This is a genomic window from Vibrio cidicii (assembly GCF_009665415.1).
GTDB classification, from domain to species: domain Bacteria; phylum Pseudomonadota; class Gammaproteobacteria; order Enterobacterales; family Vibrionaceae; genus Vibrio; species Vibrio cidicii.
Map to the genome: position 1 here is coordinate 2,193,887 of NZ_CP035921.1, position 25,227 is coordinate 2,219,113.

Here is a 25,227-nt window from a genome sequence, read left to right on the forward strand (position 1 = left end):
ATGGCAAAGCGCACGCCCAATCTCGCCAAATTAATTTTGCTCGACTTACTCACTGTAGGTCGGGTGCCGCTTTTGCTGCTGCTGTGCATTTTTGCGACGGCAATGGCCGTGGTCTTTGCCACGCACCACACTCGTCAAGCGATCACCTTTAAAGATCAAACCTTGCAAGAGCGCGAGCATCTCGACAGTGAGTGGCGTAACTTAATGCTGGAAGAGACGGCACTGGCTGAGCACAGCCGAGTACAGGAACTGGCGAAGAAAGAGTTGGAAATGCGCCGCCCGGATGGTGACAAAGAAGTGGTGATCAATCTGAAATGATGGCGAAAAAGAGCAAAAGTAAACTTCAGTCGTCAGAGAGAGAGCAAGCGAGCCCGGTACTGATCCGTTGGCGCTTCCATCTGGTGCTGTTTTTTGTCTTCTTGGCGTTTGCAGCCTTGGTGGCACGTTTGGCGCTGATCCAAGTGGTGGAGCCTGATAACCTGATCCGTGAAGGAGACTTGCGTTCGATTCGAGTCAAAGCGCTGCCTTCTGCTCGAGGGATCATTTCGGATAGAAACGGCGAGCCGCTGGCGGTGAGTGTCCCGGTGGAAGCCGTGTGGGCCGATCCGGTGACCATTTTCAAAGAAAAAGGCTTGGATAATCCGCAGCGATGGTATGCCTTAGCGGATGTGCTTGGGCTTGAGCGTGACGAACTGATCGAGCGAATTCGCCGTAATGAAACTCGGCGCTTTATTTACTTGCAGCGTCAAGTTAGTCCTGCGATGGCCAACTATATTCGCGAGCTGAAATTGCCGGGTGTGGGGTTGAAAGAGGAGTCTCGCCGCTATTATCCCGCCGGAGAAGTGAGTGCGCACCTAGTGGGCGTGACTGGTATTGACGGCCACGGCTTGGAAGGGGTTGAGCGCAGTTACGACAATTGGCTGACGGGCGAAGCGGGGAAGCAGACCATCCGTAAAGACCGCTATGGCCGTGTGGTGGAAAACATTGCGCTGGAAGAGCGTCAAGAAGGCAAACCGCTCAATCTGACCATTGATCAACGTTTGCAAGCAATCGCCTATCGCGCCATCAAACAAGCGGTGGCGGATCATCGTGCGACGTCGGGGTCGGCGGTGATGTTAGATGTCAAAACAGGCGCGGTACTGGCGATGGTCAACGCCCCATCTTACAACCCTAATAACCGCAGTGATTGGCAAAGTTATAAAATGCGCAATCGCGTGATTACTGACTCTTTGGAGCCTGGCTCGACCGTCAAACCGTTTGTTATTCTCGCGGCACTGGAAAACGGCGTTGCGACGAAAGATACCGTAATTGATACGGGCAACGGCATTTTGCAAGTGGGAGGCAGCCGAGTACGTGATGTCTCGAAAGTCGGTAAGGCCAATCTCACCGAAATCCTCAAAAAATCCAGTAATATCGGCGTGACGAAACTATCGATGGAGATGCCGATTGAGGCACTACTTGGAATGTATAACTCGGTCGGTTTAGGCGAGCTATCCGGGCTGAACTTAGTGGGGGAAGTGACGGGTATTTTCCCCACGCGTACGCGCTGGTCACCGATTGAACGCGCTACGCTCGCTTTTGGCTATGGCTTGTCTGTGACACCAATCCAGTTGGCGCACGCCTATGCGACTTTAGGTAACGAAGGCAAATATGAGCCGATCCACATTATCGAAAGTCATGAACGCGACATGGCCAAGCAGGTGGTGTCGCAAAAGCATGCACGAGAAGTGCTGAATATGTTGGAAACCGTGACGCAAAAAGGCGGCTCGGCCCGTCGTGCGGCTGTACCCGGCTATCGGGTCGGGGCGAAAACCGGCACCTCGCGTAAAGCGAGCGCGGGTGGATACAGTGATGAATACATCACCTATACCGCCGGCGTTGCGCCAGTGAGCGATCCGCGCATTGCGCTGGTGGTGGTGGTGAACGAGCCGCAGGGTGATGATTACTACGGTGGCTCGGTCGCTTCGCCAGTCTTTTCCGAAATTATGAAAGGGGCGCTGCAAATCTTAAATGTCGCTCCAGATGAAAACCAGTTCCAGAATTAACTGAATACCTGAGCTTAGCTCGGAGAATTGAAACCATGACAACATCCATCAGTTTGGCCAGCTTGTTATCGCCTTGGGCGATTTATCCAGAGCTCAATGCCGTAACGGTCACTTCCCTTGAGTTGGACAGCCGCAAGATTCGTGCTGGGGATACCTTCGTCGCAATGATTGGCCAGCAAAACGACGGTCGCCGTTTTATCGATACCGCCATCGCCAATGGTGCCAACGCGGTGATCGCCAGTGCTTGCTCTCAGTATGCGCACGCCAGTTTGGAATACCGAGGGGATGTGCCTGTGGTGTATGTCGAGCAGCTCGATATGCAGCTTTCGGCCATTGCCGGGAAACTCTATCCACATCCGCAGATGCGTTTGATTGGCGTGACGGGCACCAACGGTAAAACCACCATCACGCAATTGATCGCTCAGTGGCTACAACTGCTCGGTGAGTCGGCGGCGGTGATGGGGACAACAGGTAATGGTTTTCTGCATAACTTGCAGCCCGCCGCCAATACCACAGGTAGCGCCGTCGAAGTGCAAAAAACGTTAGCGACGCTAGCGCAGCAAGGCGCACAAACCACTGCCTTGGAAGTCTCTTCTCACGGTTTAGTGCAAGGGCGAGTGAAAGATCTCAACTTTGCCGCAGGCGTGTTTACCAACTTAAGTCGTGACCACCTCGATTACCACGGCACGATGGAGGCTTATGCACAGGCCAAAATGAGCCTGTTTACTGAACATCAATGCCAGCAAGCGATCATCAATGTCGATGATCCGATTGGCGCTCAATGGTTTGCCGAGCTTGAGCGCGGTATTGCTGTCTCGCTGCAGCCACAACCCTTCGCAGAGCGCACTCTTTGGGCAACGCGTGTCGACTACGCGCAAAGTGGCATCACGCTTGAGTTTGATGGCTGTTTCGGTATAGGCCGTTTTCAAGCGCCGCTGATCGGCGAGTTCAATGCCACCAATTTGATGTTGGCACTGGCCACCTTGCTCAGTCTCGGCTTTGATAAACAAGCGCTGCTCGATAGTGCGGTTCAATTGCAACCCGTTCTTGGCCGCATGGAGCTTTTCCAAGTTCCGGGCCGAGCAAAAGTGGTGGTGGATTATGCCCACACGCCTGACGCTCTGGAAAAAGCCTTGCAAGCGCTGCGCGTACATTGTTGCGGCAAACTTTGGGCCATTTTTGGTTGCGGTGGTGACCGAGACAAAGGCAAACGGCCGATGATGGCGGAAATCGCCGAGCGGCTGGGGGATCGTGTGATCCTTACCGATGACAATCCACGCAGTGAAGATGGCTCGCAGATCATCGCCGATATGTTAGCTGGCCTTACCTCGCCGCAGTTGGCGATTGTGGAACATGATCGCTTCAAAGCGCTGCAACACGCCTTGCAGCATGCCCATGCTGACGACATTATTTTATTGGCGGGCAAAGGGCATGAAGATTACCAAGTGTTATCCCATCAGACGATTCACTATTCTGATCGTGAATCGGCGCAGCAACTTTTAGGAATTCAGCCATGCTAGACACCACGCTTAGCCATTTGGCTCAGCTCACCGAAGGCCAGCTTATCGGTGAGGATGCCCTTTTTTCCAGTGTTTCAACCGACACCCGTCAGATCGAAAAAGGGGCGCTGTTTGTTGCCTTAGTGGGAGAGCGGTTCGACGCGCACCATTTTTGTCAGCAAGCGTTGCAGGCTGGTGCAAGGGCTTTATTAGTGGAACGCGCTCTCGATCTGCCTGTTGCGCAAGTGGTTGTCCAAGACACGAAATTGGCGCTCGGACAGTTGGCGGCCGATGTGCATCAGCGCTGCCAGACGGCGACGGTGGCGATCACCGGAAGCTGCGGAAAAACCACCGTCAAAGAGATGAGCGCCAGTATTTTGCAGCAAAAAGGCAAGGTACTGTTTACCGCCGGTAATTTTAACAACGACATCGGCGTGCCGCTTACGCTGCTGCGCTCACAAGAAGATGATGACTACGCGGTGATTGAGTTGGGTGCCAACCACATTGGCGAGATTGCTTACACCACCCGTTTAGTCAAACCGCAAATTGCGCTGGTCAATAACGTGGCGGCCGCGCATCTGGAAGGCTTTGGCTCGATTGACGGTGTGAAGCAGGCGAAAGGTGAAATCTATCAAGGGCTTGCTGCAGGCGATGTGGCAGTGGTCAACCTAGATAGTAATGGCGGAGAGGCTTGGCAATCGGTGTTGGCCGATAAAAAAGTCGTGACCTTCTCGGCGCACGATCCAAATGCCGACTTTTATGCCTCTGACGTTCATCTCAATGAAGAGGGCCAAGCAAGGTTTGTTTTGCACACGCCAAAGCAAGCTTTACCTATTTCATTGGGGATTATTGGTCAGCATAACGTCAGTAATGCGATTGCGGCTTCGATCATCGCGCTGCATTTTGGCGCGAGTGAGCAAGAAATTCAGGCAGGGCTGCGCAATTTGATGCCAGTAAAAGGCCGCGTGGATGTCCAACGTCTCACCGATACGATTAAACTCATCGATGACAGCTATAATGCCAGCGTCCCCGCGATGAAAGCGGCTGTGGATCTGTTGGCGAGCTTTTCAGGTACGCGCTGGCTAATTTTAGGCTACATGGCCGAATTGGGGGATGAAAGTCTTGCACTTCATCGTCAAGTCGGTGAACATGCTGCCCCATTTGGTTTTGAGCACGTTCTTACTTTTGGTGAGGACACACGAATTATTAGCGATCTGTGTCAGGGGCTTCACTTCTCTGACCATAGCGCCATGATCGATTATATCAAGCAGCATCTCGTTTCTGACACCGAATCGAGCCATACCTTATTGGTAAAAGGGGCGAACTCGGCTGGCATGAGCAAGGTTGTGGTTGCTTTGAAGGAGAACTTTAAATGATTATTTGGCTTGCCGAGCTGCTACAGCCATATTTTTCTTTTTTCCGTTTGTTTGAATACTTGTCGTTTCGCGCCATATTAAGTGTCCTAACGGCGCTTTGCCTCTCGCTTTGGATGGGGCCCAAGATGATCAAACGGCTGCAACTGCTGCAAATTGGTCAAGTGGTGCGCAATGAAGGGCCAGAGTCCCATTTCAGTAAGCGTGGTACCCCGACCATGGGCGGAATCATGATCCTAACGGCAATCACGGTTACGGTATTGCTGTGGGCAAACCTCTCGAGCCCCTATGTGTGGGCGGTGCTAGCTGTGTTGCTTGGTTATGGCGCAGTTGGCTTTGCCGACGATTATCGTAAAGTGGTGCGCAAAAACACCGATGGCCTGATTGCCCGCTGGAAGTATTTCTGGCAGTCGGCGATTGCGCTCGTTGTGGCGTTTGCCCTGTATGCGTATGGCAAAGACACCGCTGCCACTCAGTTAGTGGTGCCTTTTTTCAAAGATGTGATGCCACAGCTTGGCTTAATGTACGTCATTCTCACCTATTTTGTGATTGTCGGAACCGGAAACGCGGTTAATTTGACCGACGGGTTAGATGGTTTGGCCATCATGCCCACCGTACTGGTATCGGCTGGCTTTGCTGTAATCGCCTGGGCGACGGGCAACGTCAACTTCGCTCAATATCTGCATATTCCGTATCTGCCGCATGCCTCTGAGCTAGTGGTGGTGTGTACCGCGATGGTGGGCGCTGGGCTGGGCTTTCTATGGTTTAACACCTACCCAGCCCAAGTATTTATGGGCGATGTCGGCTCGTTAGCGCTTGGTGGCGCACTGGGCACCATCGCCGTATTGGTGCGTCAAGAGCTGGTGTTGGTGATCATGGGCGGTGTGTTTGTGATGGAAACCCTGTCGGTCATTCTTCAGGTTGGCTCATACAAGTTACGTGGCCAGCGCATTTTCCGCATGGCACCGATTCACCATCACTACGAATTAAAAGGTTGGCCAGAGCCGCGTGTGATCGTGCGCTTTTGGATCATCTCTATTGTTTTGGTCTTGATTGGTCTTGCGACGTTGAAAGTGCGTTAAGCGCGGTCTCGCCGCACAATTACAGTGTGAAAGAATATGGAACGTTGGCAATCGATAAAGAATGTGGTGGTCGTAGGGCTCGGAATAACCGGGCTCTCTGTCGTTAAACACCTGAGAAAAACACAACCTCAGTTGCAGCTTAAGGTGATGGATACTCGCCCAACGCCCCCGGGGGCAGACAAACTGCCAGCAGGCGTTGAGCTACATACCGGGGGCTGGAATGACGTTTGGCTGAGCCAAGCCGATCTGGTGGTCACCAATCCCGGAATTGCTTTAGCAACCCCACAGATTCAGGCTGTGCTTGCGAAAGGTACGCCCGTGGTTGGTGACATTGAGCTGTTTGCCTGGGCGGCAGACAAGCCAGTGTTGGCGATTACCGGTTCCAACGGCAAAAGTACCGTCACTGATCTGTGTGGTGTGATGGCCAATGCCTGCGGATTGAAAGCAGCCATCGGTGGCAACATTGGTGTACCTGCTCTTGATTTGTTGCAACAAGAGGCCGAACTCTACGTGTTGGAGTTATCGAGTTTTCAGCTGGAAACCACCGCCAGTTTGTCACTGGTGGCGGCGGCGTTTCTCAATCTTTCCGAAGATCACATGGATCGCTATCAGGGCATGGACGACTATCGCCAAGCCAAACTGCGCATTTTCCAACATGCGCAAACCGCCATCGTCAATCGTGATGATGTGCAAACTTATCCGCTCTCGCCGATGCCATTGCTCTCGTTTGGCTCTGATGCTGAAGAATTTGGCTTAATCACTTGGCAAGGTCAGTCATGGTTGGCGCAAAACGGTCAGCCCATCTTGCCAAGCAGCGAGTTAAAACTGGTGGGGCAGCATAACGTGGCGAACGTGTTGGTCGTGCTAGCGCTACTAAGCGCGGCAGGAATTGACTATCGGAAAGGACTAGAGACGCTCAAGTCTTACACCGGGTTGACACACCGGTGTCAGGTTGTCGCCGATAATCGCGGCATTAAGTGGGTCAATGATTCGAAAGCGACTAATCTGGCCAGCACTCAAGCGGCCTTGTCGGGCTTGCACTGCACGGGCAAGCTCTATCTGTTGGTCGGTGGCGACGGCAAAGGGGCCGATTTTTCACCTTTAGCGCCTGTTTTGGCCAATTTGCCCGTTGAACTCTGCTGTTTTGGTGCAGATGGCGATAAGTTTATGCCTTTACATCCGTCAGCCAAACGCTTTGAACGGATGGAAGATGTGATTGAGCAGATATCTGCGCAATTGCAACCGGGAGATATGGTGATGCTTTCGCCAGCCTGTGCTAGTTTTGACCAGTTCAGTAACTTTATGGCGCGCGGCGATCGATTCGCTGAGCTGGCGCGCCAGTACGCATAGCAATAGGTTCACCGTTTGGTCAAGGCAGCACATTTCAGAACAACTCTGCTCGGATGGTTTGGTCACAGCGCACCAGAGGCGCTGTTTGATCGCCAACTGGTGTGGATCGCGCTCAGTTTAATGTTGATCGGGCTGGTGATGGTCACGTCGGCCTCTTTTCCGATCAGCTCGCGGCTGACGGATCAACCGTTTCACTTTATGTTTCGCCATGCCACGTTTCTCTTTCTGGCATTGGTCACGTCGGCGGTAGTGTTACAAGTGCCGTTGGACAAGTGGCAGCGCTATAGTCCGTATTTGCTTGGCCTCTCTTTCACTCTGCTCGTGGTTGTGTTGCTGGCGGGGAAATCGGTCAACGGTGCATCGCGCTGGATCCCGCTAGGGCTGTTTAACCTTCAGCCTGCAGAAGTCGCCAAACTGTCACTGTTTATCTTTATGTCCAGTTATCTGGTGCGTAAACAGGATGAAGTGAGAGCGACTTTTTTTGGCGGCTTCATGAAACCGATCATGGTGTTTGCGGCGTTGGCGGTGTTGCTGTTAGGTCAGCCGGATTTAGGCACAGTAGTGGTGATGCTGGTGACACTGTTTGGCATGTTGTTTATTGCCGGGGCAAAGCTGAGCCAGTTTCTCGCCTTAATGGTGGCGGGCGTCAGCGCGGTCGTTGGACTTATCCTGATAGAGCCATACCGAGTGCGCCGAGTGACGTCGTTTCTTGACCCGTGGGAAGACCCGTTTGGCAGTGGCTACCAGTTAACGCAATCCTTGATGGCATTCGGCCGTGGCGAATGGTTTGGTCAGGGCTTAGGTAATTCGATTCAAAAACTTGAGTACTTGCCAGAGGCTCATACCGACTTTGTCTTTGCCGTGATGGCCGAAGAATTGGGTTTTATTGGCGTGGTGCTGGTGTTGATGCTGATCTTCAGCCTAGTGCTGAAAGCGGTATTCATTGGTAAGAAAGCCTTTGAGCATCAGTTCCAGTTTGGCGGTTATCTCGCTTTTGGTATCGGTATCTGGTTTGCCTTTCAAACTTTAATCAACGTTGGTGCGGCCGCGGGGATGGTACCAACCAAAGGCTTAACCTTGCCTTTGATCAGTTACGGTGGCTCGAGTTTGATTATTATGTCGGTGGCGGTGTCAATACTGCTGCGAATTGACCATGAATGTCGGCTGATGCCAGCCGTGAAAAAAGCAGAGTCACAAACACAAGATGAAAAAGAATAAACGACTGATGGTAATGGCCGGCGGAACCGGTGGACACGTGTTCCCGGGTTTGGCTGTTGCCAAAAAACTTCAGCAACAGGGCTGGGAAATCCGTTGGCTGGGCACGGCTGATCGCATGGAAGCCGAATTGGTGCCGAAACACGGCATTGAGATCGATTTTATTAAAGTCAAAGGACTGCGTGGTCAAGGATGGAAGCGTCTATTGGTTGCGCCGTTGCAAATCATCAACGCTATTTTACAAGCGAAAGCCCACATTAAAGCGTGGCAGCCGGATGCGGTGCTGGGAATGGGCGGCTACGTCAGTGGCCCGGGCGGCATCGCGGCATGGCTATCCGGCATTCCAGTGGTGCTGCATGAACAGAACGCGGTGGCGGGTTTAACCAATCAATGGCTGGCTAAAATTGCCAAAAAAGTGTTCCAAGCTTTTCCGGGCGCATTTCCACACGCAGATGTGGTCGGCAACCCGGTACGTGATGATGTGGTTGCTCTCGCTGAGCCGCTACAACGCATGCAAAACCGCCAAGGGCCAATCCGCATTTTGGTGATGGGCGGCAGCCAGGGCGCGCGCATTCTCAATCAAACTCTCCCTGCTGTTATGGCGACCTTAGGTAGCGGCTTTGAGATTCGCCATCAAGCTGGAAAAGGCAATGCGCAAGAGGTCGAACAAGCCTACCAACAAGCGGGCGTCAAACACGCACAAGTGAGTGAGTTTATCGACGATGTAGCCGCCGAATACGCATGGGCGGATCTGTTGGTGTGCCGCTCTGGTGCGTTGACGGTATCTGAAGTTTCTGCCGCGGGCGTGGCAGCCATTTTTATCCCGTTTATGCATAAAGATCGCCAACAAGCGTTGAACGCAGACCATCTGGTCGCCTGCGGCGCAGCGAAGATGATTGAGCAACCACAGTTGAGTGTGGAAAAACTGGTGGCTGACATCCAGCCTCTGGATCGCAACCGCTTACTTGCGATGGCAATAAAGGCCAGAGCCGCGGCACAGATCAACGCAGACCAAGTGGTTGCAGAGGCGATCATCGCGCTAACCAATAAGAATTAAAGAGTAGAGATCAATGACGATTCAACATACGCAAGATTTAGCCCAAATCCGAGCCATGGTGCCAGAGATGCGCCGTGTGAAGTCTATCCACTTCATTGGAATTGGTGGCGCGGGGATGAGCGGCATCGCGGAAGTCCTCTTGAATGAAGGCTACCAAATCACCGGCTCTGACATAGCAGAAAATGCGGTGACTGAACGTTTGGCGCAAAAAGGGGCCAAGGTATTTATTGGCCACCAAGCCAGTAATATTGACCAAGCGAGTGTCGTGGTGGTTTCAACGGCCATCAACGAGGCGAATCCAGAAGTGAAGGCCGCTCGTGAAGCGCGTATTCCGATTGTGCGCCGTGCTGAAATGCTGGCGGAGCTGATGCGTTTTCGTCATGGCATTGCCGTTGCGGGCACGCACGGCAAAACCACCACCACGGCGTTAGTGACACAAATTTACTCAGAAGCGGGGCTCGATCCGACGTTTGTCAACGGCGGATTAGTTAAAAGCGCAGGCACCAACGCGCGCTTAGGCTCAAGCCGCATCTTGATCGCCGAAGCCGATGAAAGCGATGCCTCTTTTTTGCACTTGCAGCCGATGGTCAGCATCGTCACCAATATTGAAGCCGATCATATGGACACCTATGGCGGTGATTTTGAAACGTTGAAGCAGACCTTCATCGATTTTCTGCACAATTTACCGTTTTACGGGCAGGCGATAGTCTGCATTGATGATCCGGTGATCCGCGAGCTGATCCCAAGAATTAGCCGCCAAGTGATCACCTACGGTTTTTCACCAGACGCCGACGTGCGTATTGAAAACTATCGCCAAGACGGGCAGCAAGGCAAATTTACCGTGGTGCGTAAAGATCGCGCTAATCTGGAGATCACCTTGAACATTCCGGGGCGACATAATGCGCTCAACGCTTCAGCGGCGATTGCGGTAGCAACCGAAGACGATATTAGCGATGACGCGATCTTGGCCGCAATGATTGGCACGCAAGGAACCGGTCGTCGTTTTGAGCACCTTGGCGAATTTGAGACGGGCAACGGCAGCGCCATGCTGGTGGATGACTATGGTCATCACCCAACCGAGGTCGGCGTGACGATCAACGCCGCGCGCAATGGCTGGCAGGAGAAACGCCTAGTGATGATTTTTCAGCCACATCGCTACAGCCGTACTCGTGATCTCTATGATGACTTTGCCAATGTGCTGGAGCAGGTCGATGTACTGATTATGCTGGATGTGTATGCCGCCGGAGAAAAGCCGATCGCGGGAGCCGATGGTCGTGCGCTCTGTCGTACCATTCGCAGCCGTGGCAAATTGGATCCGATTTTCGTTCCCGACTCGGCCCAGCTACCGTCAGTGCTTGCGAATGTGCTGCAAGATGGTGATCTGGTGCTGGCGCAAGGGGCAGGTGATGTTGGTAAAGTCGCTAGACATCTCGCCGCTTTGGAATTGAATATCGCCAAAATGAAATCATTGTCATAAATGGTGGGTATAAATACACAGAGCCGAACGAGGATCGCGGATTTCCGATAACTTGGTTGCGATTTCTTATTATCAGTATTTGATAGTTTATCAGAGCTCAGTATAATCCCAAGGTTAAAGTGCTTGCTTTTCGTATCGTGAATATTCAGAGAGAAAAGTCTAAATAAACTCAGTCAGGAAGCGCAAACTTTGACGGAACTGACAGTCGATGACGTTGAATTTCAACGTGAAAATCGAATAAATAAAACGCCTCATATTATTGGCGCTCTGTTTTTGGCCGTCGTTGTTACGTTAATTGGCTCGATTTTATATTCAACATTAAGTTGGATGTGGGACGATCAGCGTCTGCCGTTGTCAAAAATGATCCTACAAGGTGATTTGCGCTATGTGACACAAGAAGATGTGCAGCGTGCGCTCGCTCGTATTGATCACATCGGCACTTTTATGTCGCAAGATGTTGATGTGTTGCAACAAAGTGTAGAAGCATTGCCTTGGGTTGCTCATGCCGCCGTTCGTAAGCAGTGGCCAGATACAGTCAAAGTGTATCTGACGGAACATAGAGCCGAAGCCATTTGGAATGGTAACGCGCTGCTTAATGAACATGGCATGGTTTTTGATGGTGATATTGCCCAGTTAACAGAAGATAAAGTGAAACTTTATGGTCCAGTCGCTAGCGGTCCGGAAGTGCTCAATGTCTATCGGGAAATTAGTCCCGAGTTCGCAAAATTGGATTTATCGATATCATCGCTAGTGCTCAATGATCGCAGAGCTTGGCAAATTATTCTGGATAACGGTATTCGGCTAGAGCTTGGCAAAGAATCGTTAGCGGAACGCGTAGCGAGGTTTTTCTCGCTCTACCGCCAGCTAGGTAGTAAGGCGGAGAAGGTCAGCTATGTCGACCTCAGGTATGATACGGGAGCCGCAGTTGGTTGGTTCCCAGAACAAGAGTTAGGACAAGAGAATACAGATGACTAAGACCGCGGATGATAATCTTATTGTTGGTCTTGATATAGGCACTGCAAGCGTATTAGCTCTGGTAGGTGAAATACTGCCTGATGGTCAAATCAATATCATAGGTGCGGGAAGTAGCCCGTCGCGTGGTATGGATAAAGGCGGCGTGAATGATCTTGAATCTGTGGTGAAATCGGTACAGAGGGCGATTGATCAGGCCGAATTAATGGCTGAGTGCCAAATCAGCAACGTATTTATCTCTTTGTCAGGAAAACATATTGCCAGCCGTATCGAAAAAGGTATGGGAACAATATCTGACGAAGAAGTCTCACAGGAAGATATGGATCGTGCTATACATACTGCAAAATCCATAAAAATCGGTGATGAACAGCGTATCTTGCATGTGATTCCGCAAGAGTTCACCATTGACTATCAGGAAGGTATTAAAAATCCACTGGGTTTGTCTGGTGTGAGAATGGAGGTCAGTGTACATCTGATCTCCTGTCACAGCGACATGGCGCGCAACATCATCAAAGCCGTTGAACGTTGCGGGTTAAAAGTGGAGCAATTAGTGTTTTCAGGGCTTGCGGCAAGTAATGCGGTGATCACTGAAGATGAAAGAGAACTCGGCGTTTGTGTGGTCGACATTGGTGCAGGCACCATGGATGTTGCCATCTGGACGGGAGGGGCGCTGCGCCACACCGAAGTCTTTTCTTACGCAGGCAATGCGGTGACTAGCGATATTGCTTTTGCGTTTGGTACGCCAGTCAGCGATGCTGAAGAGATAAAAGTGAAGTATGGCTGCGCGCTGAGCGAACTGGTCAGCAAAGACGACACCGTCAACGTACCTAGTGTCGGAGGCAGACCATCACGAAGCCTACAGCGTCAAACGCTGTCGGAAGTGATTGAGCCGCGCTACACAGAATTAATGGGTTTGGTTAACCAGACCATAGAAACGGTGCAACTAAAGCTTCGTCAGGATGGCATCAAGCACCATTTGGCTGCGGGTGTGGTTCTAACGGGCGGTGCAGCCCAAATCGAAGGATTGGTTGAATGTGCGGAACGCGTTTTCCGCAATCAAGTTCGCGTTGGTAAACCGCTGGAAGTGAGTGGTTTAACCGATTATGTAAAAGAGCCGTATCATTCCACGGCTGTTGGATTACTTCATTACGCACGCGATATGCGAGCCAGTGATGATGGTGACTACAACGAGCCCAAACGTTCGGCGGTCACTGGCTTGTTTGGCAAGCTGCGTAATTGGATACAAAAAGAGTTTTAACCTGAGAGTTGCAGGAAAAACGGAGATAACACATGTTTGAACCGATGATGGAAATGTCTGACGATGCTGTAATTAAAGTCGTTGGGGTTGGCGGTGGCGGCGGTAACGCTGTAGAGCACATGGTGCGTGAATCCATCGAAGGCGTGGAATTCATCAGCGTCAACACTGATGCACAAGCGCTTCGTAAGACGAGTGTGGGGAACGTGATCCAAATCGGTGGCAACATCACCAAAGGTTTGGGTGCGGGTGCAAACCCCCAAGTAGGTCGTGACGCAGCTCTAGAAGATAAAGAAAGAATTAAAGAAGTGCTCGATGGTGCCGATATGGTATTTATCGCAGCTGGTATGGGCGGTGGTACCGGAACCGGTGCAGCGCCAGTGATTGCTGAAGTCGCGAAAGAATTGGGAATTCTGACCGTTGCTGTTGTGACTAAGCCATTTAGCTTTGAAGGTAAAAAGCGTTTAGCGTTTGCAGAACAGGGTATCGACGAGCTATCGAAACACGTTGACTCGCTGATCACCATTCCAAACGAGAAATTGCTCAAAGTGCTTGGTCGTGGGGTCACCCTTTTGGAAGCCTTTGCTAGCGCGAATGACGTACTAAAAAATGCCGTTCAAGGTATCGCAGAGCTGATTACACGCCCTGGCATGATTAACGTCGACTTTGCAGACGTACGTACAGTGATGTCTGAAATGGGGCACGCCATGATGGGTAGCGGTATCGCTAAAGGTGAAGACCGAGCAGAAGAGGCCGCTGAGATGGCAATTTCCAGCCCACTGCTTGAAGATATCGATCTTGCTGGCGCTCGTGGTGTTCTGGTGAACATTACGGCGGGTCTGGATATGCGTCTGGATGAGTTCGAGACAGTTGGTAACACGGTCAAAGCGTTTGCTTCGGACAATGCCACTGTGGTTATCGGTACTTCTCTAGACCCAGACATGGCAGACGAAATCCGCGTTACCGTTGTGGCGACAGGTATTGGTAACGACAAGAAACCAGACATTACCTTGGTTTCTGGCGGTAAAGCCAAAGTTACTCAACCTGTAGTCGCTGCGAAAGTGGAAGAAAAGCCGGCACAGAGTATGCAAGAGAGAGCTCAGGTTGCTCCTCAGCCATCCGCGCCAGTCTCTTCTTCTCAAAGCTCTGGTAGTCAGAATACGGCGCCTAAGCCAGAGAAAGAGAGCGGTTACTTGGATATTCCGGCATTTTTACGTCGTCAGGCTGATTAATACCCAAGCACAATTTGACACTGTTCAGAATTGTGGTAGCATTCACGGTCGGTGTACTATACGACCGTGTTTTGTAGCACTTTTATCGAGGCAAGCAGATGATCAGACAACGTACTCTGAAGGAAATGGTGAAAACAACTGGTGTGGGGCTCCACTCTGGTCGTAAAGTCACATTGACTCTTCGCCCTGCCGCTGCAAATACCGGTATTATTTATCGTCGTACGGATTTGAATCCGCCAATCGATTTTCCAGCGGATCCGGCTTCGGTCCGTGACACTATGCTATGTACTGCATTAGTGAGTGATGACGGTGTTCGTATATCCACTGTTGAGCATTTAAACGCTGCGCTAGCGGGTATGGGGATCGACAACATAATTGTTGAAGTAGACGCTCCTGAAATTCCCATTATGGATGGTAGCGCGAGTCCATTTGTTTATCTGCTACAGCAGGCGGGTATTGAATTCCAAAATGCGGCAAAGCGTTTTATTCGAATCAAGAAACCTGTGCGTTTTGAAGATGGCGATAAATGGGCTGAGTTTGTCCCATTTAATGGCTTCCGCATGGATTTTGAGATCGACTTTAACCATCCAGCCATTGAGTCTGACGAGCAACGTTTGTTGTTTGATTTCTCTTCGCAAGGCTTTGTACGTGAAATCTCTCGTGCTCGTACCTTCGGCTTTATGCGTGACATTGAGTACCTTCAATCGCAAAACCTCGTCTTGGGTGGCAGTTTTGATAACGCTATCGTACTGGATGATTACCGCATCTTAAACGAAGAAGGCTTGCGTTTTGAGAATGAGTTTGTGACTCATAAAGTTCTGGACGCGATTGGTGATCTTTACATGTGTGGTCACGCGATTATTGGTGAGTTCCGCGCCTACAAATCAGGGCACGGTTTAAACAACCAACTATTACGTGCAGTACTGGCAGATCAAGAAGCGTGGGAATGGACGACCTTCGAAGAAGAAGCGGGTTCGCCAGTGGCCTTTGCTGAACCGAATATGGTTTTCGCTTAAGCCGTCAGTCAATCGAATTTTAAAAGCCAGACGTAAGTCTGGCTTTTTGCTATCTAGCTATCCATTTTATACTTTTATCTGTACTTCCATCCCGACCCATTTGCCGCACGGCAATCTGCTGCCATTGCCATTGCCATTGCCATTGGAAAAACTGCGCCTCGCGCTTGGTTAGATAGAAGAGCTAAATCTCGGACATCTAGTGGTAACATCTTAAACGAGCCGTTGTGCTGCAATGGTGATCTAACACGACGACCCACCATTAATCTTAGCGATAAATGCACTTTAAGTTACCGTTTAACTAGAGTTCAAGGAGCTTTCACCTAATATTGATGCTGAATCCTCCACCAATATCAATAAAAACTTCAAAGCGCTTCAAACAATTGGGGTTAACAATGGTGATAAAAAAGAAAAATCCTTACACTAGACAGCATTATTTCCAATTTTAGCCTTGAAAATCCTACCTGACAGTACAATATCTGAGTTACATGATTTATCTCAGTATCCTTAGTTTAAGACTGGTAGAGACTGAAGGCATTTATCGTAGATCATAGATGATCTAGCAAAGAGAGATTCATAACAAATGATAACTAAGCTACTGACAAAAGTTATTGGTAGTCGCAATGATAGAACACTGCGTCGCCTTAGAAAGATTGTTAAAGAGATCAACAATTACGAGCCAACGTTCGAGGCTCTGTCTGATGAAGAATTAAAAGCAAAAACTGTTGAATTTCGTCAACGTCTTGAACAGGGCGAAACGCTTGACCAGCTATTGCCAGAGGCATTTGCGACGGTGCGTGAAGCGTCAAAACGTGTTTATGGTATGCGCCACTTTGATGTACAGCTGATTGGCGGCATGGTGCTTAATTCGGGACAAATTGCGGAAATGCGTACCGGTGAAGGTAAAACGCTGACGGCGACATTGCCGGCTTACTTGAATGCTCTGCCTGGAAAAGGGGTGCATATTGTTACCGTCAACGACTACCTTGCCAAGCGTGATGCCGAGACCAACCGACCGCTATTTGAATTCCTAGGCATGACCGTTGGCATCAATATTCCTAACATGCCTCATCCGGCGAAAAAAGAAGCCTACCAAGCTGATATTCTTTACGGTACCAACAACGAATTCGGTTTTGACTACCTGCGTGACAATATGGCGTTTCGCAATGAAGACCGCGTGCAGCGTGCGCGTTTCTTTGCTGTAGTCGATGAAGTGGACTCGATCTTGATTGATGAAGCTCGTACACCGCTGATTATTTCAGGCCCTGCGGAAGACAGTTCTGAGCTGTACACGCGGATCAACGCGCTCATTCCACTGCTGCAAAAGCAGGACAAAGAAGACAGCGAAGAGTACCGTGGTGATGGTCACTACACTGTGGACGAGAAGTCCAAGCAAGTTCACTTGACTGAAACCGGTCAGGAATTTGTTGAAGAACTGATGGTGAAAAATGGCCTGATGGAAGAAGGCGATACCCTCTATTCTCCGACCAATATCAGCTTGCTACACCATGTCAACGCAGCACTGCGTGCGCACGTTTTGTTTGAGCGCAACGTTGACTACATTGTGACCGATGATGGTGAAGTGGTCATCGTTGATGAGCACACTGGCCGTACCATGCCGGGGCGTCGTTGGTCTGAAGGTTTGCATCAAGCGGTTGAGGCAAAAGAAGGCGTCAAGATTCAAAATGAAAACCAGACGTTGGCTTCAATTACTTTCCAGAATTACTTCCGTCTGTATGAGAAACTGTCGGGTATGACAGGTACCGCAGATACCGAAGCATTTGAGTTCCAGCAAATCTATGGCTTGGAAACTGTGGTTATTCCAACCAACAAACCAATGATCCGTAACGATATGCCAGATGTGGTTTACCGCACTGAAGCGGAGAAATTTGCTGCAATCATTGAAGACATCAAAGAGCGCGTTGAAAAAGGTCAACCGGTTCTGGTAGGTACGGTATCGATTGAAAAATCGGAACTGCTGTCTAACGCGCTGAAGAAAGCCAAGATCAAACATAACGTCTTGAACGCCAAATTCCACGAGAAAGAAGCGGAAATCGTTGCCGAAGCAGGCAAGCCGGGCTCAGTGACTATTGCGACCAACATGGCCGGACGTGGTACCGACATCGTGTTGGGTGGCAGTTGGCAAGCTAAAGTTGAACAGATGGACAACCCAAGCCAAGAGCAGATTGATGCCATCAAAGCGGAATGGAAAATCGTTCATGACCAAGTACTAGACGCGGGTGGCCTACACATTATTGGCACCGAACGTCATGAATCTCGTCGTATCGATAACCAGTTGCGCGGCCGTTCTGGTCGTCAAGGTGATGCGGGTTCTTCGCGTTTTTATCTGTCGATGGAAGATTCCCTGCTGCGTATTTTCACCTCTGATCGCATGGCGGCCTTGATTCAAAGCGGCATGGAAGAGGGGGAAGCAATCGAATCGAAAATGTTATCTCGTTCGATTGAAAAAGCGCAGCGTAAAGTGGAAGGGCGCAACTTCGATATCCGTAAGCAATTGCTGGAATACGACGATGTGGCCAACGATCAACGTAAAGTGGTGTACGAACTGCGTGATGAGTTGATGGGCTCTGATGACATCAGCGAAATGCTTGAGCACAACCGTGTTGATGTCCTGAATAATGTGATTGATGAGTACATTCCGCCGCAATCATTGGAAGACATGTGGGATCTGCTTGGCCTGCAAGATCGCTTGAAGAACGATTTCGACCTCGATGCGCCGGTGAAACAGTGGCTGGAGCAGGACGATAAACTGTATGAAGAAGCGCTACGTGATAAAATCATCGATCTCGCGGTAGAAGTCTACAAAGCGAAAGAAGAAGTGGTCGGTGCACAAGTGCTGCGCAACTTCGAAAAATCAGTGATGCTGCAAACGCTAGATACCTTGTGGAAAGAGCATTTGGCGGCGATGGATCACTTGCGCCAAGGGATCCATCTGCGTGGTTATGCGCAGAAGAACCCAAAACAGGAATACAAGCGTGAGTCGTTCGAGCTGTTTGAAGGTTTACTGGAAACACTTAAGTCTGACGTGATTATGATCTTGTCAAAAGTGCGCGTTCAACAACAAGAAGAAGTGGAACGTATGGAAGCCCAGCGTAGAGCGCAAGCAGAAGAAGCGGCTCGTCGAGCGCAGGCGCAACACGCTGCGGCAGATAACCCACTGGCAGAGGGCGATGAGCACGTATCTCATCAACCAGCTGTACGCGATGAGCGTAAAGTGGGCCGTAACGAACCTTGTCCTTGTGGCAGTGGCAAGAAATACAAACAGTGTCATGGTCAGATCAACTGATCGTGACAGTATAAGTACAAAGAGTCGCCTAGGCGGCTCTTTTTGTATCAGTGAGATATCACCCGACGATAGCAGCGGGGAGCATAGAGAAAGGGGAAACGCACCAATGAAACGAATTCATATTGTCGCAGGTATTATTTTTAATCAGGACAAAAGTGAGATTTTTATTACCAAACGACCAGATGATAAGCACCAAGGTGGCTTTTGGGAGTTTCCTGGTGGCAAAGTGGAAATGGGTGAATCGGTCGAGCAAGCACTGGCCCGTGAGCTGGATGAGGAAATCGGCATTAGCGTGACTGAGCAGAGCCTGTTTGAGCACTTAGAGTACGACTATCCAGACAAGTCGTTAAAATTCGATTTTATCTGCGTACACGCCTTTGACGGTCAGCCCTACGGCAAAGAAGGTCAGCAGTATGCTTGGGTCAAAGTGTCTCAGTTAAGTGAATACGCCTTTCCCGAAGCTAACGTGCCAGTGCTGCAGCGAGTATTAAAAGAGTTTGCTTAATCTCTGGTCTCCCGTTGGGATTGTTGTTAGTTTATGTCGATATTTAAACGATTTGCCGCTCGGGTGGATCATGGATTAATGGAGAAAGATGCAATGGTAAGAATTGCAATTGCAGGGGCAGCGGGACGCATGGGGCGCAACCTAGTAAAAGCCGCTCATCACAACCCTTTAGCCGTGGTGAGTGCAGGCTCGGAGCGACCAGAGTCTTCACTGGTTGGGGTTGACTTAGGGGAGCTGTGCGGAGAAGGGAAATTTTCGGTATCGGTGACTGAGGATCTGGCTAAGGTTATTGACCAGTTTGACGTGATTATTGATTTCACCGCGCCAGCCAGCACATTAGCCAACTTGCAGTTGTGTCAGCAGCATGGCAAAAGCATCGTTATCGGCACCACTGGGTTTAGTGACGCGCAGCGTGAGCTGATTGACCAAGTGGCACAGCAAGTGCCTGTGGTGATGGCACCAAACTATTCGGTTGGCGTCAATCTGGTATTCAAGCTGCTGGAAAAAGCCGCCAAAGTGATGGGTGACTACAGCGATATCGAAATTATCGAAGCGCATCACCGTCATAAAGTGGATGCACCATCGGGCACTGCAATTGGCATGGGCGAGGCCATCGCGCATGCGATGGGGAACAAGCTCAGCGACGTAGCGGTGTACGCACGTGAAGGCATCACCGGAGAGCGCAGCCGCAATGAGATCGGTTTTGCGACTATTCGAGCCGGTGACATTATCGGTGAGCACACAGCTATGTTTGCCGATATTGGTGAGCGTGTGGAAATTACGCACAAAGCGACTGACCGTATGACGTTTGCCAATGGTGCGGTCAAAGCAGCGGTGTGGCTAAGCGGCAAACCCGCTGGTTTCTACACCATGACGGATGTGTTAGGGCTTAATGAGCTTTAATTAAATAATTATGCGCCGGCACTTGCCGGCGTTTCTTTATTTCTCGTTTTTTTTCTCTTAATCACCCATCGATTTTTTTCATTTTATGACTTACTTTTCTTGTTTTTTCTGTGCTTAGGTGTTGGTTTTTATTTGAGTTGCTCAAAAGTTGGATGAGTGGTTTGCTGCGCAACGTTTGCGTCAAAAACAAAAATGAAACTGTGATCTGGGATGGCGTTTAAAAGTGGTGTTTCATCGAAATTACCTCAAAGTGCCCTTTGCGGATTAATAAACTTATACTTTTGCGGTTATTTTATGGCTTTTTGCTTTAACTGGTCTAAATGGCAAATATGTTTTTGACTAATTGTTGACAGAAATCACGACGATCTTTAGAATACCGCCAATTTGTCTGATTTCCCCGAAATCTTCGGAACGTGGTGTTAAGGAAGGCAGGTTTGCAGTTTAATTTATTATTTTTGCATTTTTATTCCTGGAGGTTGTCTTGAGTAAATCAGCACTGTTAGTCCTAGAAGATGGGACAGTGTTCCGCGGAGTTTCCATTGGTGCAGATGGGTCGTCCGTTGGTGAAGTCGTTTTTAATACCTCGATGACGGGGTACCAAGAAATCCTCACTGATCCTTCCTATTCCCAACAAATCGTTACTCTTACTTATCCTCACATTGGCAATACCGGTACTAACGCCGAAGATGAAGAATCCTCTTCGATTCATGCACAAGGCCTTGTGATTCGCGATCTTCCTCTTATCGCTTCTAACTTCCGCAGTGAACGTTCTCTTTCCGATTACCTTAAGTCACAAAACATTGTCGGCATTGCTGACATTGACACGCGTAAGCTGACTCGTATTTTGCGTGAAAAAGGGGCGCAAAATGGCTGCATCATGGCTGGCGATAATCTGGATGAAGCGTTGGCTCTGGCAAAAGCGAAAGAGTTCCCTGGTCTAAAAGGGATGGATCTGGCGAAAGTCGTCACGACCAAAGAAGCGTACCAATGGAAACAAGGTTCATGGACACTGGAAGGTGGCCTGCCTGAAGCAAAAGACGATAGCGAACTGCCATACCACGTCGTGGCGTACGATTTCGGTGCCAAGCGTAACATCCTGCGTATGCTGGTGGACCGTGGTTGCCGACTGACCGTTGTGCCAGCACAAACCTCCGCGGAAGAAGTACTGGCGATGAATCCAGATGGCGTATTCCTATCGAATGGTCCAGGTGACCCAGCACCTTGTACTTACGCAATCGAAGCGACAAAAACTTTCCTTGAGAAAAGTCTACCTGTGTTTGGTATCTGTTTAGGTCACCAAATCCTTGCACTCGCTTCTGGTGCTCAGACGATAAAAATGAAATTTGGTCACCACGGTGCGAACCACCCGGTTAAAGATCTTGATCGTGGTGTCGTCATGATTACTTCTCAAAACCACGGTTTTGCTGCGGATGAAGCAACACTACCTGAGAACCTACGTGCAACGCACAAATCACTATTTGATGGTTCTCTACAAGGTATTCACCGTACGGATAAGCCAGCATTCAGCTTCCAGGGTCACCCTGAAGCGAGCCCTGGTCCGCACGATGCAGCACCGCTATTTGACCACTTCATTGAATTGATTAAACAACACCGCGCTTAATTTGGAGTAGTAGATAATGCCAAAACGTACTGACATTCAGAGCATTCTTATTTTAGGTGCAGGTCCAATTGTTATCGGTCAGGCTTGTGAGTTTGACTACTCTGGTGCTCAAGCGTGTAAAGCGCTACGCGAAGAGGGTTACCGAGTTATCCTTGTGAACTCAAACCCAGCAACTATCATGACTGACCCAGAAATGGCAGATGCAACTTACATCGAGCCAATTCACTGGGAAGTGGTACGTAAGATCATCGAGAAAGAGCGCCCAGATGCGATTCTTCCAACAATGGGTGGTCAAACGGCTCTTAACTGTGCGCTTGCTCTAGAAGCTAACGGTGTACTAAAAGAGTTCGGCGTAGAGATGATTGGTGCGACTGCAGATGCAATCGACAAAGCTGAAGACCGTTCTCGCTTTGATAAAGCCATGAAGTCTATCGGTTTAGAATGTCCACGCGCTGATACGGCGAAAACCATGGAAGAAGCTTACCGTGTTCTCGATATGGTTGGTTTCCCATGTATCATCCGTCCATCATTCACTATGGGTGGTACTGGTGGTGGTATCGCTTACAACAAAGAAGAGTTCGAAGAAATTTGTACTCGTGGTCTGGATTTATCTCCAACCAACGAGCTGCTTATCGATGAATCTCTAATTGGTTGGAAAGAGTACGAGATGGAAGTTGTTCGTGATAAGAACGACAACTGTATCATCGTTTGTGCGATTGAAAACTTTGACCCAATGGGCATCCACACTGGTGACTCAATCACAGTTGCACCCGCTCAGACTCTGACTGACAAAGAGTACCAAATCATGCGTAACGCTTCTCTAGCGGTACTGCGTGAAATCGGTGTAGAGACTGGTGGTTCAAACGTACAGTTTGGTATCAACCCGAAAGATGGCCGTATGGTTATCATCGAGATGAACCCACGTGTATCTCGTTCTTCAGCTTTAGCTTCGAAAGCCACCGGTTTCCCAATTGCGAAAATCGCGGCGAAACTGGCTGTTGGTTTCACTTTAGACGAGCTAATGAATGACATCACTGGTGGTGCAACGCCAGCATCATTCGAACCAACCATCGACTACGTTGTGACTAAGATTCCGCGCTTTAACTTCGAGAAATTTGCTGGTGCCAACGACCGTCTGACGACTCAGATGAAGTCTGTGGGTGAGGTGATGGCGATTGGTCGTAACCAACAAGAATCGCTACAAAAAGCTCTGCGTGGCTTGGAAGTGGGTGTGAATGGGTTAGATGAAATGGTCGACCTCGACGCTCCGGACGCACTGACCAAGATTCGTCACGAGTTGAAAGAAGCGGGCGCTGAGCGTATTTGGTACATCGCGGATGCATTCCGTGCCGGTATGTCTGTTGATGGCGTATTCAACCTGACAAACGTTGACCGTTGGTTCCTAGTTCAAATCGAAGAATTAGTGAAATTAGAAGCTGAAGTGAAAGCGGGCGGTTTTGCTGGTCTGACTCAAGATGTTCTGAAGAAGATGAAGCGCAAAGGCTTCTCTGACGCACGTCTGTCTAAGTTACTTGGTGTAGCCGAAAGCGAAATCCGTCGTCTACGTGACCAGTACGATATTCACCCAGTTTACAAGCGTGTTGATACTTGTGCGGCTGAATTTGCTTCTGACACCGCATACATGTACTCATCTTACGATGAAGAGTGTGAAGCGAATCCTACAGATAAAGACAAGATCATGGTTCTTGGCGGCGGTCCAAACCGTATCGGTCAAGGTATTGAGTTTGACTACTGTTGTGTACATGCATCTCTAGCACTTCGCGAAGATGGCTTTGAGACTATCATGGTTAACTGTAACCCTGAGACAGTTTCTACAGACTACGACACTTCAGACCGTCTGTACTTCGAACCAGTAACACTGGAAGACGTACTAGCAATCGTACGTGTTGAAAAGCCAAAAGGCGTTATCGTTCAGTACGGTGGTCAAACGCCACTGAAACTGGCGCGTGCTTTAGAAGCGGCTGGCGTGCCAATCATTGGTACTAGCCCGGATGCTATCGACCGTGCAGAAGACCGTGAGCGCTTCCAAGCTGCGGTTGAGCGTTTAGGCTTACTACAGCCAGAAAACGCGACAGTAACGACGATGGAACAAGCGGTAGAGAAGTCGAAAGAGATCGGTTTCCCACTGGTTGTGCGTCCTTCATACGTACTTGGTGGTCGTGCGATGGAAATCGTCTATGACGAGCAAGATCTGCGTCGTTACTTTAACGAAGCGGTAAGCGTATCGAATGAATCTCCAGTTCTGCTAGACCGTTTCCTTGATGACGCAACGGAAGTGGACGTTGATGCTATCTGTGACGGCGAACGCGTCGTGATTGGCGGCATCATGGAACACATCGAACAAGCGGGTGTTCACTCTGGTGACTCAGCATGTTCACTCCCAGCATATACGCTAAGCCAAGAAATTCAGGACAAGATGCGTGAACAAGTAGAGAAACTGGCGTTCGAACTTGGTGTACGCGGTCTAATGAATACACAGTTTGCTGTTAAAGATAACGAAGTTTACCTCATCGAAGTAAACCCACGTGCTGCACGTACAGTACCATTCGTATCGAAAGCAACGGGCGCACCACTAGCGAAAATCGCTGCACGTGTGATGGCGGGGCAATCGCTGGAACAGCAAGGCTTTACCAAAGAGATCATTCCGCCTTACTACTCTGTTAAAGAAGTGGTGTTGCCATTTAACAAGTTCCCTGGCGTTGACCCACTATTAGGTCCAGAAATGCGCTCTACTGGTGAGGTTATGGGTGTCGGTGCAACGTTTGCTGAAGCATACGCGAAAGCGGAATTGGGCTGTGGTGCCGTTTACCCTGAAGGTGGTCGTGCACTACTTTCAGTACGTGAAGGTGATAAAGAGCGCGTTGTTGACCTAGCTTCTAAGCTAGTGAAACTGGGTTACCAACTAGATGCCACTCACGGTACTGCGGTGATTCTAGGTGAAGCTGGCATTAACCCACGCTTGGTAAACAAAGTTCATGAAGGTCGTCCACACATTCTGGACCGCATCAAGAACAATGAATATACCTACATCGTGAACACAGCATCTGGTCGCCAAGCGATTGAAGATTCTAAGCTGCTACGTCGTGGTGCTTTGGCTGAGAAAGTGAACTACACCACAACACTCAACGCGGCGTTTGCAACCTGTATGTCTCACACCGCAGATGCCAAAGCGAGCGTGACATCAGTGCAAGAGCTGCACGCGCAAGTGAAAGCAAGTTTACAAGCGTAAGACAGTAAGCCGCCTTAAATATATCAACAGGCTTATTTGACAACCTCATTGCCCGCTCATTTGAGCGGGCT

The 25,227-nt window shown here is 49.8% G+C and carries 18 protein-coding genes; all 18 read left to right on the top strand.

From position 1 onward, the window contains the following. The 18 genes from ftsL (at position 1) to carB (ending at position 25,156) form a co-directional block, all read left to right on the top strand. Entirely contained in the window at positions 1 to 318 is a 318-nt protein-coding gene (ftsL, locus tag EWA64_RS11170) for a cell division protein FtsL (protein WP_039423972.1), read from the top strand. Further along, positions 315 to 2,045 (top strand): penicillin-binding transpeptidase domain-containing protein, encoded by a 1,731-nt coding sequence (locus EWA64_RS11175; RefSeq protein ID WP_061894135.1) that lies wholly within the window; start codon positions 315 to 317, stop codon positions 2,043 to 2,045. Before ftsL ends, EWA64_RS11175 begins: the two co-directional genes overlap by 4 nt. A 35-nt stretch (positions 2,046 to 2,080) precedes the next feature. Then, a complete protein-coding gene (gene murE, locus EWA64_RS11180; protein WP_061894136.1) occupies positions 2,081 to 3,565 on the top strand; it encodes a UDP-N-acetylmuramoyl-L-alanyl-D-glutamate--2,6-diaminopimelate ligase in 1,485 nt (494 codons plus the stop codon). Beyond that, positions 3,559 to 4,920, top strand: a complete 1,362-nt coding sequence (locus tag EWA64_RS11185; RefSeq protein ID WP_061894137.1) for a UDP-N-acetylmuramoyl-tripeptide--D-alanyl-D-alanine ligase — start codon at positions 3,559 to 3,561, stop codon at positions 4,918 to 4,920. The genes murE and EWA64_RS11185 overlap by 7 nt, the downstream gene beginning before the upstream one ends. Continuing rightward, positions 4,917 to 5,999, top strand: coding sequence for a phospho-N-acetylmuramoyl-pentapeptide-transferase (mraY, locus tag EWA64_RS11190; RefSeq protein WP_061894138.1), 1,083 nt, complete (start codon positions 4,917 to 4,919; stop codon positions 5,997 to 5,999). Before EWA64_RS11185 ends, mraY begins: the two co-directional genes overlap by 4 nt. 36 nt (positions 6,000 to 6,035) lie before the next feature. Further along, a complete protein-coding gene (murD, locus tag EWA64_RS11195) occupies positions 6,036 to 7,349 on the top strand; it encodes a UDP-N-acetylmuramoyl-L-alanine--D-glutamate ligase (RefSeq protein ID WP_061894139.1) in 1,314 nt (437 codons plus the stop codon). A 15-nt stretch (positions 7,350 to 7,364) separates the two neighbouring features. Then, positions 7,365 to 8,567: a cell division protein FtsW gene (gene ftsW / locus EWA64_RS11200; protein ID WP_061894140.1), complete on the top strand. Its 1,203-nt coding sequence runs from the start codon at positions 7,365 to 7,367 to the stop codon at positions 8,565 to 8,567. Next, positions 8,554 to 9,621 carry an undecaprenyldiphospho-muramoylpentapeptide beta-N-acetylglucosaminyltransferase gene (gene murG, locus EWA64_RS11205; protein WP_061894141.1) on the top strand — a complete coding sequence of 356 codons (1,068 nt, stop codon included), beginning with the start codon at positions 8,554 to 8,556 and terminating at the stop codon, positions 9,619 to 9,621. The genes ftsW and murG overlap by 14 nt, the downstream gene beginning before the upstream one ends. A gap of 13 nt (positions 9,622 to 9,634) precedes the next feature. Then, positions 9,635 to 11,098 carry a UDP-N-acetylmuramate--L-alanine ligase gene (gene murC / locus EWA64_RS11210; RefSeq protein WP_039440627.1) on the top strand — a complete coding sequence of 488 codons (1,464 nt, stop codon included), beginning with the start codon at positions 9,635 to 9,637 and terminating at the stop codon, positions 11,096 to 11,098. A 198-nt stretch (positions 11,099 to 11,296) separates the two neighbouring features. Beyond that, a complete protein-coding gene (locus EWA64_RS11215; protein ID WP_061894218.1) occupies positions 11,297 to 12,073 on the top strand; it encodes a cell division protein FtsQ/DivIB in 777 nt (258 codons plus the stop codon). Continuing rightward, positions 12,066 to 13,328, top strand: a complete 1,263-nt coding sequence (ftsA, locus tag EWA64_RS11220) for a cell division protein FtsA (RefSeq protein ID WP_039423997.1) — start codon at positions 12,066 to 12,068, stop codon at positions 13,326 to 13,328. Before EWA64_RS11215 ends, ftsA begins: the two co-directional genes overlap by 8 nt. Before the next feature lie 32 nt (positions 13,329 to 13,360). Further along, positions 13,361 to 14,557: a cell division protein FtsZ gene (ftsZ, locus tag EWA64_RS11225; protein WP_061894142.1), complete on the top strand. Its 1,197-nt coding sequence runs from the start codon at positions 13,361 to 13,363 to the stop codon at positions 14,555 to 14,557. 98 nt (positions 14,558 to 14,655) lie between these two features. Beyond that, positions 14,656 to 15,573: a UDP-3-O-acyl-N-acetylglucosamine deacetylase gene (lpxC, locus tag EWA64_RS11230; RefSeq protein WP_061894143.1), complete on the top strand. Its 918-nt coding sequence runs from the start codon at positions 14,656 to 14,658 to the stop codon at positions 15,571 to 15,573. A 580-nt stretch (positions 15,574 to 16,153) separates the two neighbouring features. Beyond that, positions 16,154 to 18,877, top strand: a complete 2,724-nt coding sequence (gene secA, locus EWA64_RS11235) for a preprotein translocase subunit SecA (RefSeq protein ID WP_061894144.1) — start codon at positions 16,154 to 16,156, stop codon at positions 18,875 to 18,877. Positions 18,878 to 18,983: 106 nt separating this feature from the next. Then, positions 18,984 to 19,382, top strand: a complete 399-nt coding sequence (gene mutT / locus EWA64_RS11240) for an 8-oxo-dGTP diphosphatase MutT (RefSeq protein WP_061894145.1) — start codon at positions 18,984 to 18,986, stop codon at positions 19,380 to 19,382. A gap of 93 nt (positions 19,383 to 19,475) precedes the next feature. Then, positions 19,476 to 20,285 carry a 4-hydroxy-tetrahydrodipicolinate reductase gene (gene dapB / locus EWA64_RS11245; RefSeq protein WP_061894219.1) on the top strand — a complete coding sequence of 270 codons (810 nt, stop codon included), beginning with the start codon at positions 19,476 to 19,478 and terminating at the stop codon, positions 20,283 to 20,285. 481 nt (positions 20,286 to 20,766) lie between these two features. Then, a complete protein-coding gene (gene carA, locus EWA64_RS11250; protein WP_061894146.1) occupies positions 20,767 to 21,906 on the top strand; it encodes a glutamine-hydrolyzing carbamoyl-phosphate synthase small subunit in 1,140 nt (379 codons plus the stop codon). 16 nt (positions 21,907 to 21,922) lie between these two features. Beyond that, entirely contained in the window at positions 21,923 to 25,156 is a 3,234-nt protein-coding gene (gene carB / locus EWA64_RS11255; RefSeq protein ID WP_061894147.1) for a carbamoyl-phosphate synthase large subunit, read from the top strand. Positions 25,157 to 25,227 lie beyond the last annotated feature (71 nt).